Below are 12,096 nucleotides of genomic sequence, written 5' to 3'. Positions count from 1 at the left end.
GGAATGCTGAAAGGCGCGAAAATCTTCGCGTCGCTTGCCCTCGCGATGACACTTCCCTGGATGCTCGGCTGCGGCGCGGAATCGGACCATGTTTCGACCGCGAGCCATGCGCAGGGAACCGGGGCGGAGTCGGCGGAGAGGGATCTCCGTTCAGGGAAGCCACCGGCGAAGGTGCTCACGTTGCACCGGCTGAGCATTCCCCGAGATGCGGAAGGGGTGCGCTACAGAATCGACGACGGATGGTCCTCGTACGGTCTTCAACTCACCTTTGAGGTCCCGCGCGCGGAAGCGGACGCGTTCCTCAAGAGTCTCGGAGTGTCCGAAGAGGAGCTGACGAAGGGGTTCTACCTGCCTGAAGCCGATGCGGCCGGATGGAAGGCCGCGAAGGCCAGGAAGTACGTGCACGGCTCGTCCGACGGAGCACAGTCGCCGAGCGACGCACCCACGCACTCAGTGGTGCTCGACGTGACCGATGCGTCCCGTACGACCGTCTACCTCACGTCGGTCGTCGTGGCCTGACGTCACCTGACAGACATGCCACGCCGGAGACCCGGCGTGGCATGTCTGTCGTTCGGCGATGGCGGTGGGTTGCTGTCGTGGCACGAACCGTTCCGTCGGGCGAGGGCAGCTCGCCCTGGCAGGTGCCTCGGCCGCCCTCGCCGTCGAGGGCGACGGTCAGCACCGGTCGGCGCTGCCCTCACCCGTCACCTCGTACGTCACCGCAGCACGCAAGGCGTCGACGCCGACCCGTGAACTTTTCAGTGTGCGGTTAAAAGAACGAGAACGTAAATGGAGGTGGCTGTTGAGTATCGAATCCCTGGAGGCGGCGCTGCCGGGGCTGATCGCCCAGCGTCTCGAGGTTCCGCATCGCATCGACTGGCACGTGCTTTTCGGTGGGTTGGGGACTGGGCTGCCGGACGACTACATCACTTTGGCGGAGTCGTACCCTCGGCTGAAGATCGGGCAGTTCCTCTTTGTGACGTCGCCGGCTCCAGGGCGCGAAGCGGGATACGTCGAGGTGGCTATCCGGTTTTCCCGGAATCGGGAGGGCTGTTGCCGTGGGGCAGTTCGATAGACGGGGACGAGTTCTACTGGCGTACAGCAGGGCAGCCCAACGAATGGACTGTTGTTGTGGCTGGTCGGAATGACGACTGGTACCACTATGAGGGCAGCCTCTCGAGCTATCTCGCCTGGCTGTGCTCCGGGACGGCTGAACCGCATGGGATCCCGCCGAACTTTCCGGGGCCTGAGCCCGTGGTTTCCGTCGGGTAAAAGGCTGTGCCGCACGCCCCCGCGTACAACCGCTCCAGGTCGACGAGGACCACCTCGGCGCGTGTCTGTGCCGCCCGAAGTTCGCGGCTGAAGCCCACGCCGCTGTAGCAGGCGAGCCGGGTGTGAGACGTGTCGATGCCGCGGGCCGTGAGCAGAGCCAGGATGTGGCAGAGGAGAGCAGGATTCCCTGGTCCTGGTCGGCGGCGCCGCGTACGCACTTGCCCAGCACGGTGAGTGGGTGGGAGACGTCCGTCGCCTTGCGGTCCACCGAACTCGCGATGCCGCCGCTCGTGTGACTGCCGGAGGCCACTGCCGCGAGCACCGAGTGGTAGAGGGAGCGGTCGCGGACGTCGGGTTCGGCGGCGAGGCCGAAGAGGAGGTCCACGGCCTCGTCCCGGTGCTGTGGACGGAACGGCGCCGATGCCGCGGTGTAGTCGGCGAGTGCCGCACCGAGCAGTCGCAATGACTCGGCTTCCGACGCCTCGGTCGCCGCGAAGCAGAAGCCGCCCGTGGCCTCCGCGAGAGACTGGAGCAGGAACGTCTTGCCCTGGCGGCGCCGCCCGGACACGACCGCGAGACGTGGGCCGCTGCCTTCGGCGGTGGCGAAAGCCGTGAGCTCGCTCCACTCCCAGTGCCTCGCGAACATGGACGGGGGTTTGGGCAGATTGCGGTGGCTGTCGGGGTACGGGCGGGGGACCGGGCACGCGGGCGGCCGGCTGACGATCGAGGGCCGTGAAGGGTTGTACGAAATCGCCGGACTCGTCGTGTGAGAAGCGACATGCCTGTGACGTGTGATGTCTGAGTGCTCTCTTTCGCTTGATGAGCGAAAGGGGTGGTCGCTCACCATGGGCAAGGACGAGGCAAGAGCCGCTGACATGCGGAAGCACGCGGCCGGGTTCACCGCGAAGGTCGCTTCCGCGCGGCTGCCGCTGGACTACTCCGTGGCCAGTCTGCGCGTCGTCGACTTTCTCATCGACGGGCTGCGGAAGGGGAGTTCGGGGCCCGAGCAGGCCGACCGTGTGCTGTTCGGGCTCGGCGCGTACGTGGGGGAAGTGCTGGTACGGCGGGCCGGGGCGGTGTGGGTGGACTTCGACGAGGTGCAGCAGGCCTATTTCCGGCAGTGCGCGGGGGTACGGATGCCGGACGGGCGAGTGTGGAATCCGCTCGGCAAGGTCGTGAACCGGTACGTGGCCGGCGCGGAGGAGTCGCTGCAGACCTTCTATCTGACGTTGCCGGGGAGGAAGCGGGCGGCTCAAGGAGCGTGCAAATGACTGATGTGTTTGTGAGGTTGCAGATGCGCCCCGCACCTTCTGTATAGAACGCGCCCCTCTTTACTTCCTCAGCTTTTTCAAAATTCTCAACTTCTTTTGCCGAAAGGTCATTTCGTGCTGCCCGGAATACGTTCACGCATGTTCAGATCCGTCATCGCCGTCAGTGGCGTGCTGCTTCTTGCTTCCGCCTGTGGGGGTGGCGGGGACGGGAGCGATTCCGCGGCCTCCGTCGTGTCGCCCGGGAGCGAGGCGGATCGGCCCGTGCCGTCGTCGCAGGCCACCGGATCTGCGGCTGCGTCCGCGTCGCCCTCCGCATCTGCCTCCGCGTCGGCGTCCACGTCCGCCTCTCCGTCGGCCGTGAAATCCCCGTCCTCGAAGGGGAGTTCGGCAAGTGCGCGCACGTCGGCCGCGCCGTCCGGGCCGGGGCGGACGTCTGCGCCGGCGCCCGCCTCGACCCCCGATTTCCCCGTCCCGGTCACCGTCGGCAACGCCACCCAGCTCATCACGGTGAAGTCCAGCGGCTCGTACGCCACCGTCACCGCCTGGGCCAAGGGGAGCGGCGGCTGGAAGTCCGTGCTGTCGACGACCGCCGGGCGGGTCGGCTCCAACGGCGTCGTCAACGGGGCGACCCGGCGGCAGAACACGTACACCACGCCCTCGGGGACGTACACGATCACCGAGGGGTTCGGCGTCGCGGCCGGAGGCACCAACATGCCCTATATGCAGGTGAATTCGACGCACTGGTGGGTCGAGGACCCGCAGTCGGCGTTCTACAACTCCATGCACAGTGCGGCCGGTGCCGACTTCCCGCTCACCGAGAGCGGTGACCGGGGCAGTGAGCACCTGATCAACTACCCGACGCAGTACGCCAAGGCCCTCGTCATCAACTTCAACCGGTGGCCCGCCACCCCCGGCCGCGGCGCGGGCATCTTCCTGCACGTCAACGGGGCCGGGGCGACGGCCGGTTGTGTGTCGGTGCCGCGCGCGACGATGGACCGGATCATGGGGTGGATCCAGCCGGGGGCGCATCCGCGGATCGCGATCGGGTGAGGGATTCCCGCCGGCGCGTGAGTGGCGAGCGGTGATTACTCGAAGTAGCCGTCCGATTACCGGAGTTGCGGTACCGTTGCCGAAAACTGAAGCGGCCCAAGACGCCGGAGGCAACCAGCGTCGAGGGCCTTCACTACCCGTGGAAAGGACCCACAGGGAATGATTCGCCATGCTATCTCGCCGCCCGGCTCCTTCACCCAGGTTCCGAACGCCGTCATCCGGCATCCCCGGCTGAACGCGAACGCCGTACGGCTCCTCACCTGGCAGCTCTCCCTCCCCGGCGACGCCCGCGACTCCCTCTCCCGGACCGCCGAACGGGCAGGTCTCGGCAAGTGCGCCTTCCTGGCCGCCAAGCGGCAGTTGAAGGCCGAGGGCTTTCTGCACGAGTGGCGGGTGCAGGGGGAGCGGGGGCGGTGGGAGACCGTGCAGCTCGTGTCCGGTACGCCGCTCAGCGCCGAGGAGGCCGTCGTCGTGCGGGACGGGGAACCGGCGGGTGGCGCTCCGGCCGCCGGTGAGCCGACCCGGCGGGACGTCGGTCGTCATCCAGGGCGGCAAGATCTTGTGGACAACACATCCAACCCTCCGGCGGCCGAGTCGGGCGAGCCGGGCGCGTCGGCCGAATCGAGCGACGAGGCCGGTCAATTCGTCGCGGGACTGGCCGAGTTGGACTCACGGCTGCGCATCCCGCGTGCCATGGTCGCCGAACTCGCCGCCCGCGTACGGGACTGGTTCGCGCGCGGGCACACCGCCGAGAGCGTGTGGCAACACATCCGCCGCAGCCTTCCCGGGCAGCGCGGCTGGATCGAGCGGCCGGGCGGGCTGCTGCGGTACGTGCTGGCCGACATTCCGGCCGCCGTCGTCACCGCCGACGTGGAGGTAGCCCGTGTTCCCGTACAGCGGCAGGCGCCGGTCCCGCGCGTCTCGCGGATGCGGGAGTGCGAGGGGAGCGGGCACGTGCAGGCGACGTTGTTCCTGCCCGTCGGGGCAGAAGCGCTGTGCGGGGCCTGCCGTGCGTGACGCGGTGCCGGACGTCGGGTCGCGGACTCTCCGTCGCGGCCGATGGTTGTACCCGTACCCCGGATTCGTCGTGTGAGAAGGGGCATAGGAGAAACCCGTGATGCCCAGGAGCTCTCGCCCGCTGATCGAGAAGGGAATGAATGTCTGACGCTGCCCGGGAGGGCGGGGAGGGGTGGGGTATGCGCCGCGCGGTGACGGCCGTCCTGGTCGTGGGGCTGCTCGGAGCAGGGGCCCTCGGGCACGGCGTCGCGGGGGAGATGGCCGCGCCGTCCGCCGCGAGCGGCTGGGACGTCCACCTGCTCGACCAGGTGAAGCCGCCCGCGCCCGCCGAACAGGCCCGCGGGGAACGGCTGTTGACGGAGTCGGTCCGGCTGCTGCGGGACACCGACTCCGTGCGGATGGCGGCCGACATCCGCTCGGGTGGTCGGCGGGTCCGCTTCGACCTGCTCATGGACCGGGCCGGGAACTGCGTCGGCACCCTCGACGGGGGCCCGGGATGCGCGGCGAGCTCATCGTGGTCGCGGGTGCGGAGCCCACGGCGTACATGAAGTTCAGCGACGCCTCGCTCGCCGAGCTCTCGGCCATGGCGGAACAGCGAGGTCCCGCGGTGGCCGAGCGGATGCGGGGGAACATCGCGCGGGCCAGGGGCAAGTACGTACAGGCGCCTCCCGGGCCGAAGGGTGCCCAGGCCGTCGCGGGCTCGTGCCGGATCGGCCGGTTCACGGCCTCGATGGAGGGTGAGACGGGCGGAACGCGGGCGCTGCCATCGGTGCGCCGCGCCGGGCACCGGATGGTGCCGCTGGTCCCGCCCTCCGACGACAAGAGCGACTCGGGCACGGTGTACGTGGAGGCGGACGGCAAGCCCTACATGCGCTCCATGGAGGGGACCTTGGACGGCGAACCCGTCTCCGTCGAGTTCTCCGACTACGGCACACCCGTGCACGCCCAGCGGCCGGGCCCCGCGCAGATCGCCGACATCCAGCGGGACGACGGCTCCCTGTTCGCCGCCTGAGCCGGGCCCGGGGGCTCGGGGCCTGTGACGTTTCTGTGGGCACCGGCGCAGTTCTGCATGGGGATTCGCGGACGAACACGTGGACGGGAAAGCGGTTGGGCCAGGGAGGGGAACCCCGTCGTACGCAGGCGTACGACGGGGAGCTGGGCGCAGCCGTCGCCCGGGCCCAGGGCGGCGACGAGGCCGCCTTCGCCACGGCCTACCGGCTGGTGCAGCCCGGGCTCCTCGGCTATCTGCGCGGCCTCGTCGGGGACGAGGCCGAGGACGTCGCGTCCGACGCCTGGCTGGAGATAGCCAGGGACCTGGGGCGCTTTCGCGGGGACGGAGCCGGGTTCCGCGGCTGGACCGCGACCATCGCCCGGCATCGCGCGCTTGATCTTCTACGTCGTCAGAAGGCGCGGCCGCGTACGTCCGTCATCGAGCAGGACGTGTTCGACCTGCCCGCAGCCCAGCGCACTGACGAGCAGGCCCTCGAGACCCTCTCCACCGAGCGCGCTCTCGCCCTCGTCGCCGAACTGCCCCGCGATCAGCGGGAGGCCGTACTGCTGCGCGTCGTCGTCGGGCTCGACGGGCCTGCCGCCGCACGCGTCCTCGGCAAGCGGCCCGGCGCCGTGCGCACCGCGGCGCACCGGGGGCTGAAGCGGCTCGCGCGACAGCTCGGGGCGGATGGCGATGGCGGGCGGGTGTGACGGATCAATGGCCGCGGACGCTGGGGGATTCGAGATGACTGAGACTCCAGCGCCCATCGGCCCGGTCCCCGAGCCGGTCCCCGAACCGGCTTCCGAGCAGGCCCCTGAACCGGCTTCCGAGCAGGCCCCCGAACCGGCTCCCGAGCCGGACTCTCTCGGGGAGTTGCTTGCTGCCGCCGTGCGTCCCGAAGGGCCGGACGCGGACGGGGAGTCGCGGGCGCTCGCCGCGTTCCGCTCGGCGCGCGACGCCGGGGCCCTTGATGCCGCACCGCGCCGCCGTGACGACTGGCGTCCGCGGCGCCGGGGGCGGTGGTCCCTGCGGGCGACGGTGGGCGCCGTTCTCGCCGGGCTCACGATGGGCGGGGTCGCGGTCGCCGGGATCGGTGGTCCGGGAGCCGAGCCGGTGCGTCCCCAGCCGCCGGGCAGTACCGCGACGCCGTCGGCACCGCCGTCGACCCCGCCGGTTGTGCGGGACGGGACGGCGGTTCCCGCGCACGAGAAGAGCGGCAAGGGCGGCAAGGGCGAGACGAAGCGCGAAGAGAAGAGCCAGAAGCAGAGGGAGAAGCTGAGCGAGAAGAGCGACAAGGAGAGGGAGAAGGAGAGGGAAAAGGAGAGCGAGAAGCGCGAGAAGCAGAGCGCCAAGGACGCCGCGAAGGACGCCAAGGACGGTGCGAAGCAGCTCGAGGGCGGCGCAGAGTAGCGGCGTAGCGGCGTAGCGGCGACGCGCACGGTGGTGACATACGGGACGGCCGAGGTCGCCACCCCCCACAGGAGAGACCCCGGCCGCCGCGCGGTACGGGTCGCGAGCGGCCCGTACTTCCTTCAGCGTCGGGGGTGCGTTTTCTGTCACACCCCGGTGAGTGACCCACTAGTTGCCCGTTGTACAAACATGGACGTGCGGTGTTTCAAGCCGTAGCGTGCTGATTCGCGCCGGGGGCGCATCGGGGGCGCGCAACGCCGAGTGGGGCAGGGACAGGGAGTGCTGGGGGACGACGCGGAGCTGACCGCCGCGGTGCTTGCGGCACAGGACGGGGACGAGACCGCGTTCCGGACTGTGTACCGCACCGTGCATCCGCGGCTGCTCGGATACATACGCACGCTCGTCGGCGACCCGGACGCCGAGGACGTCGCCTCCGAGGCCTGGCTGCAGATCGCCCGCGACCTCGTCCGCTTCGAGGGCGACGCCGACCGGTTCCGCGGCTGGGCCGCCCGCATCGCCCGCAACCGCGCCCTGGACCACATACGCATGCGGGGACGCCGGCCCGCCATAGGCGGCGACGAGAGCGAACTCACCGGCCGACCCGCGACGTCCGACACCGCCGACGAGGCGCTGGAAGCCCTCGCCACCGGTACCGCCATGGAACTCATCGCCCGACTCCCGCAGGACCAGGCCGAGGCCGTCGTGCTCCGCGTCGTCGTCGGGCTCGACGCGAAGAGCGCCGCGCAGACCCTCGGCAAGCGGCCGGGCGCCGTCCGCACCGCCGCGCACCGTGGCCTGAAGCGGCTGGCCGAGCTGCTCGGCAGCGACCCGAAGACCGCCGGCCCCCTCGATGCCGTACCGCATCCGAGGCAGCCGGGACCCCGCCCGGTGACGTCCGCCGGTGTGACGCATTCGCGTACGCGGACGCAGAAGGACATGTGATGGCCGACGAGCACGACAAGTGGCTGGACCGCGACGCGGCGGAGCGTCTGCTGCGCGGGGAGCCGCTGAAGGGCGTCGGCGGGGACGAGGCGCGGCAGGCCGAGCGACTGCTCGCCGCCTTCGACGCACTGACCGGGCTTCCGGTCGGCCTTGACGGTGAACTCCCCGGCGAGGACGCCGCGTTGAAGGCCTTCAGGGAAGCGCGCGCCGTCAGTGCCGTGGATGACGCGGTTGGTGCGGCCGGTGCGGTTGGTGCAGCCGGTGCGGGTGGTGCAGTCGGTGAGGTCGGTCGCACGGACGTCGCCGGGACCGTCGTGAACCGTGCTGCGGGTGGACCCGGCCGAGCCGGGCGCCACCGTGCCGGTGCGTACCCGGCGCCGGACCCCGCGGAGCCGGGACGCCGCCCGCGCTGGGGGCGGCCGGTGCGCTTCGGGCTCGCCGCCGCGCTTGCCGCGTGCATGGCCGGCGGGGTCGCCGCCGCCGGTGGGGCGGGGGTGCTGCCCTCGCCGTTCGGCGGCGACGACGATCCGGCGCCGGCCGCCTCCGTGTCCGCGGCGGCCAGCCCCGACCGGCCGCTCGCCTCGCCCTCGCGGGGCGGTTCCGGGAAGGACCGGACCGTGCCCGACGGCTCCGCGACACCGGACCCCGCCACGTCCTCGAAGCCGGGGCACGAGCGCCCGACCCCGGACACCAAGGGCGAGACCCGGACACCCAGCACGGGTCCCACCAGCGGCAGCGAGATGTCCGAAGGGCTGCGCAAGCGGCTGGTCGAGGCCTGTGTGCGCTATCGCGGCGGGCAGTTGGGCGCCGAGGAGCGCAACCGGCTGCAGGACTCCGCGAAGAAGTCGGGGCGCAGCGCCGCCGACGTCGGCCGGTTCTGCGACCGCCTGCTCGGCGAGACGGACGGCTCCGGCGGCTCCGACGGTTCCGGAGGGTCGAAGGGCGGGTCCGACGGACAGGGCGGGGACGACGACGGGGACAGCGGAAGCAACGGAGACGGGAACGGGAGCGGCATCGGTGACGGCGTGGGGAACGGCATCGGGAACGGGGGCGGCGTCGGCGACGGACAGAACGCCGGTTTCGAGCCGCCCGCCGGTTCCGCGCCCTCGCCCGACCCCAGCCCGACGTACACGGCACTGCCCGAGCTGCCGACGGCCTCTCCCTCCCCGTCCGCCTCACCTTCTTCGTAGAACCGCTGTGACTGCCGTGACCACAGTGATGACCGTGACCACAGTGATGACTGTGGCCACAGCGATGGCTGTGGCCGCTGTGACCTGCATAAATGCACTCCGCTGAGGTTCGCGGGAAAAAGTCGCGCGACAAGTGTGACGTTTTTTGAGCGTGAGGCGCAGTACTGAGTGAGCCGACTGGTCATCGGCCGCGCACGAGCCGGGGTTCCCCCCGTACCTACGGCTCAGTGCCACTGGCGCGGGTGGGACACGTTCCCCCGGTCCCGCCCGCGCCACTCAAACTCTCCGTCGCAGGGTCACCAGTAGATGACGACCTTGTCCCCGTTCTTCACTTGCTGGAACAGGGTGGCGATCTTCCCCTCGTCCCGTACGTTCACGCAGCCGTGCGAGGCGCCGCTGTAGCCGCGGGCCGCGAAGTCCGACGAGTAGTGCACCGCCTGGCCGCCGCTGAAGAACATCGCGTACGGCATGGCCGTGTGATAGATCGTCGACACGTGGTGCCGGGACTTCCAGTACACCTGGAAGACGCCCTCGCGGGTGGGTGTGAACTGCGAGCCGAACCGCACGTCCGTCGAGAGCTGCGTCTTGCCGTCCACCATCCACGACAGCGTCCGGCTCGTCTTGCTGATGCAGAGCACCCGCCCCGTCATGCAGCGCGGATCGGGCTTCGCCGGGGTCTGGCCGCCGGCCGCGTACAGCTCGTCGCGGGTCGGCTCGTGCGTCATCTTCAGCAGCCGCTGCCAGGTGACGGTGTCGGTCGTGCCGGTGCGGGGCAGGCCACGCTTGCCCTGGAATCCCTTGACCGCCGCGGTCGTCGCCGCGTCGTACGTGCCCGTCGGACCGTCGAAGAGCCAGGCCACCTGGCGCAGCCGCGCCTGCAGCTCCCGGACGTCCTTGCCCTTGTCGCCGGGGGCGTACAGCGTCCTGGGCGCGGGCGTCGGCGACGACGCGGCGGGGGCCGGTGTTGAGCCCGGTGAGCCGGAGCCGGACGGCTTCGCGTCGTCGGACGCCGTCGCCGAGGGCGCGGGCGACGGGTCCTTGCCGCCCGATCCGGCCGCCTGGGCCGTGCACCCGCCGACCAGGGCGAGCACCCCGGTGGCGGCAACCGCTCTGCGTATGACAGCTGCCCTCATGATGTCCCCCGCCTGTCGCGCCGTTCTCTGTTGTCACTACGGATGCTGCCCGCGCCGACTTGGTTGCGAACGAATCCCGGATTGCGGGTAGGTCTCTGTGCACACACCGATCCGCCGGTGCACTCACTGCTCCGCCGGTAACCGCTGGAGGCACAACCATGGCGCGCGAATCCGAGTCCGGTCTGCCCATCGAGCCGGTGTACGGCCCATCGGCGCTGCAGGGCTGGGACCCGGAGGAGAAGCTGGGGGAGCCGGGCGCCTATCCCTTCACCCGCGGCGTGTACCCCTCCATGTACACGGGACGGCCGTGGACCATGCGCCAGTACGCCGGATTCGGCACGGCGACCGAGTCCAACGCCCGCTACCAGCAGCTCATCGCGAACGGCACGACGGGCCTGTCGGTCGCCTTCGACCTGCCGACGCAGATGGGGCACGACTCGGACGCCCCGATCGCGAGCGGCGAGGTCGGCAAGGTCGGGGTCGCCATCGACTCGATCGACGACATGCGGGTCCTGTTCGCCGGGATCCCGCTCGACCAGGTCTCCACGTCGATGACGATCAACGCACCGGCCGCCCTCCTGCTCCTGATGTACCAACTGGTCGGCGAGGAACAGGGCGTGCCCGCCGACCGGCTCACCGGCACGATCCAGAACGACGTGCTCAAGGAGTACATCGCCCGCGGCACCTACATCTTCCCGCCCAAGCCCTCCCTGCGTCTGATCGCGGACATCTTCCAGTACTGCCGGACCGAGATCCCGAAGTGGAACACCATCTCGATCTCCGGCTACCACATGGCCGAGGCGGGGGCCTCTCCCGCGCAGGAGATCGCCTTCACCCTGGCCGACGGCATCGAGTACGTGCGCACGGCCGTGGCCGCGGGCATGGACGTCGACGACTTCGCCCCGCGCCTGTCCTTCTTCTTCGTGGCCCGGACCACGATCCTCGAGGAGGTCGCCAAGTTCCGTGCCGCACGGCGCATTTGGGCCCGTGTGATGAAGGAGGAGTTCGGCGCGGAGAACCCCAAGTCGCTGATGCTGCGCTTCCACACCCAGACCGCCGGGGTGCAGCTGACGGCACAGCAGCCCGAGGTGAACCTGGTCCGCGTCGCCGTCCAGGGCCTCGGCGCCGTCCTCGGCGGTACGCAGTCGCTGCACACGAACTCCTTCGACGAAGCCATCGCCCTGCCCACCGACAAGAGCGCACGCCTGGCCCTGCGCACCCAGCAGGTCCTTGCCTACGAGACCGATGTGACGGCCACCGTCGACCCGTTCGCCGGGTCGTACGTCGTGGAGAAGATGACCGACGACGTGGAGGCCGCCGCCCTCGAACTCATGGGCAGGATCGAGGACCTGGGCGGCGCGGTCAGCGCGATCGAGCACGGTTTCCAGAAGTCGGAGATCGAGCGCAGCGCCTATCGCATCGCGCAGGAGACCGACTCCGGCGAGCGGGTCGTGGTCGGCGTCAACCGCTACCAGCTCGACGAGGAGGAGCCCTACGAGCCGCTCCGCGTCGACCCCGCCATCGAGGCCCAGCAGGCCGAGCGCCTGGCCGCGCTGCGGGCCGACCGGGACCAGGCCGCGGTGGACACGGCCCTCGCCGCCCTGAAGAAGGCCGCCGCCGACCACGACAGCAACGTCCTGTACCCGATGAAGGACGCCCTGCGCGCCCGCGCCACCGTCGGCGAGGTCTGCGACGCGCTGCGGGAGGTGTGGGGGACCTACGTTCCCGCCGACGCGTTCTGACGTGCTCCGGCCAGCGATCTCAGCCCTGATCACTGCCCTGACCGCGGGCGATCGTCCGTGATCTTCCGCTGTGTGAAA

General features: G+C 70.5%; 13 protein-coding genes and 1 pseudogene. 12 read left to right on the top strand and 2 right to left on the bottom strand.

All coding sequences use genetic code 11. The features are described from left to right. Positions 1-3: 3 nt before the first annotated feature. From ACIBUY_RS19000 to ACIBUY_RS18990, 3 genes are all read left to right on the top strand, one after another. A complete protein-coding gene (locus tag ACIBUY_RS19000) occupies positions 4-519 on the top strand; it encodes a hypothetical protein (RefSeq protein ID WP_399153109.1) in 516 nt (171 codons plus the stop codon). A gap of 283 nt (positions 520-802) precedes the next feature. Further along, the gene (locus ACIBUY_RS18995) at positions 803-1,075 is read left to right on the top strand and encodes a hypothetical protein (protein WP_365578245.1); all 273 of its coding nucleotides are present in this window, start codon (positions 803-805) and stop codon (positions 1,073-1,075) included. Between the two features lie 1,072 nt (positions 1,076-2,147). Further along, a complete protein-coding gene (locus tag ACIBUY_RS18990) occupies positions 2,148-2,543 on the top strand; it encodes a hypothetical protein (protein ID WP_365578247.1) in 396 nt (131 codons plus the stop codon). 107 nt (positions 2,544-2,650) lie between these two features. On the opposite strand, the gene ACIBUY_RS18985 is transcribed toward ACIBUY_RS18990, so the two are convergent. Next, entirely contained in the window at positions 2,651-3,076 is a 426-nt protein-coding gene (locus ACIBUY_RS18985) for a hypothetical protein (protein WP_399153108.1), read from the bottom strand. Here ACIBUY_RS18985 and ACIBUY_RS18980 point away from each other — a divergent pair. The 8 genes and pseudogenes from ACIBUY_RS18980 (at position 3,051) to ACIBUY_RS18945 (ending at position 9,143) form a co-directional block, all read left to right on the top strand. Next, complete coding sequence (locus tag ACIBUY_RS18980) at positions 3,051-3,593, top strand: L,D-transpeptidase family protein (protein ID WP_399153107.1); 543 nt, start codon at positions 3,051-3,053, stop codon at positions 3,591-3,593. The two genes, ACIBUY_RS18985 and ACIBUY_RS18980, sit on opposite strands and share 26 nt — an antisense overlap. A 159-nt stretch (positions 3,594-3,752) precedes the next feature. Next, positions 3,753-4,610, top strand: coding sequence for a hypothetical protein (locus tag ACIBUY_RS18975; RefSeq protein WP_399153106.1), 858 nt, complete (start codon positions 3,753-3,755; stop codon positions 4,608-4,610). A 140-nt stretch (positions 4,611-4,750) separates the two neighbouring features. After that, the gene (locus ACIBUY_RS18970) at positions 4,751-5,158 is read left to right on the top strand and encodes a hypothetical protein (protein ID WP_399153105.1); all 408 of its coding nucleotides are present in this window, start codon (positions 4,751-4,753) and stop codon (positions 5,156-5,158) included. After that, positions 5,107-5,622, top strand: a complete 516-nt coding sequence (locus tag ACIBUY_RS18965) for a hypothetical protein (protein ID WP_399153104.1) — start codon at positions 5,107-5,109, stop codon at positions 5,620-5,622. Before ACIBUY_RS18970 ends, ACIBUY_RS18965 begins: the two co-directional genes overlap by 52 nt. A gap of 95 nt (positions 5,623-5,717) precedes the next feature. Further along, positions 5,718-6,349 (top strand): annotated as a pseudogene (locus tag ACIBUY_RS18960) (RNA polymerase sigma factor). Beyond that, positions 6,346-7,011 (top strand): hypothetical protein, encoded by a 666-nt coding sequence (locus ACIBUY_RS18955; RefSeq protein ID WP_399153103.1) that lies wholly within the window; start codon positions 6,346-6,348, stop codon positions 7,009-7,011. The pseudogene ACIBUY_RS18960 and the gene ACIBUY_RS18955 overlap by 4 nt, the downstream one beginning before the upstream one ends. A 279-nt stretch (positions 7,012-7,290) precedes the next feature. Then, a complete protein-coding gene (locus tag ACIBUY_RS18950; RefSeq protein ID WP_365578259.1) occupies positions 7,291-7,953 on the top strand; it encodes an RNA polymerase sigma factor in 663 nt (220 codons plus the stop codon). Then, on the top strand, positions 7,953-9,143 hold the full coding sequence (locus tag ACIBUY_RS18945; protein ID WP_399153102.1) for a hypothetical protein: 1,191 nt from the start codon (positions 7,953-7,955) through the stop codon (positions 9,141-9,143). The genes ACIBUY_RS18950 and ACIBUY_RS18945 overlap by 1 nt, the downstream gene beginning before the upstream one ends. Before the next feature lie 296 nt (positions 9,144-9,439). On the opposite strand, the gene ACIBUY_RS18940 is transcribed toward ACIBUY_RS18945, so the two are convergent. Continuing rightward, positions 9,440-10,276: a L,D-transpeptidase family protein gene (locus tag ACIBUY_RS18940; RefSeq protein ID WP_399153101.1), complete on the bottom strand. Its 837-nt coding sequence runs from the start codon at positions 10,274-10,276 to the stop codon at positions 9,440-9,442. Between the two features lie 158 nt (positions 10,277-10,434). Here ACIBUY_RS18940 and ACIBUY_RS18935 point away from each other — a divergent pair, with 158 nt between their 5' ends. After that, a complete protein-coding gene (locus ACIBUY_RS18935) occupies positions 10,435-12,018 on the top strand; it encodes a methylmalonyl-CoA mutase (RefSeq protein ID WP_399153100.1) in 1,584 nt (527 codons plus the stop codon). Positions 12,019-12,096 lie beyond the last annotated feature (78 nt).

This window comes from Streptomyces sp. NPDC050085 (genome assembly GCF_044460595.1).
In the GTDB taxonomy this organism is placed as follows: Bacteria; Actinomycetota; Actinomycetes; order Streptomycetales; family Streptomycetaceae; genus Streptomyces.
Note: the sequence above shows the minus strand (reverse complement) of the source record. Positions and strands in the feature narration are given on the sequence as shown.

What these genes read in the sequence shown, in the direction of transcription:
- ACIBUY_RS19000 (WP_399153109.1), top strand. Translation starts at nt 4, where the DNA reads ATGCTGAAAGGCGCGAAAATCTTCGCGTCGCTTGCCCTCGCGATGACA.
- ACIBUY_RS18990 (WP_365578247.1), top strand. Translation starts at nt 2,148, where the DNA reads ATGCGGAAGCACGCGGCCGGGTTCACCGCGAAGGTCGCTTCCGCGCGG.
- ACIBUY_RS18975 (WP_399153106.1), top strand. Translation starts at nt 3,753, where the DNA reads ATGATTCGCCATGCTATCTCGCCGCCCGGCTCCTTCACCCAGGTTCCG.
- ACIBUY_RS18970 (WP_399153105.1), top strand. Translation starts at nt 4,751, where the DNA reads ATGTCTGACGCTGCCCGGGAGGGCGGGGAGGGGTGGGGTATGCGCCGC.
- ACIBUY_RS18965 (WP_399153104.1), top strand. Translation starts at nt 5,107, where the DNA reads ATGCGCGGCGAGCTCATCGTGGTCGCGGGTGCGGAGCCCACGGCGTAC.
- ACIBUY_RS18955 (WP_399153103.1), top strand. Translation starts at nt 6,346, where the DNA reads ATGACTGAGACTCCAGCGCCCATCGGCCCGGTCCCCGAGCCGGTCCCC.
- ACIBUY_RS18945 (WP_399153102.1), top strand. Translation starts at nt 7,953, where the DNA reads ATGGCCGACGAGCACGACAAGTGGCTGGACCGCGACGCGGCGGAGCGT.
- ACIBUY_RS18940 (WP_399153101.1), bottom strand. Translation starts at nt 10,276, where the DNA reads ATGAGGGCAGCTGTCATACGCAGAGCGGTTGCCGCCACCGGGGTGCTC.
- ACIBUY_RS18935 (WP_399153100.1), top strand. Translation starts at nt 10,435, where the DNA reads ATGGCGCGCGAATCCGAGTCCGGTCTGCCCATCGAGCCGGTGTACGGC.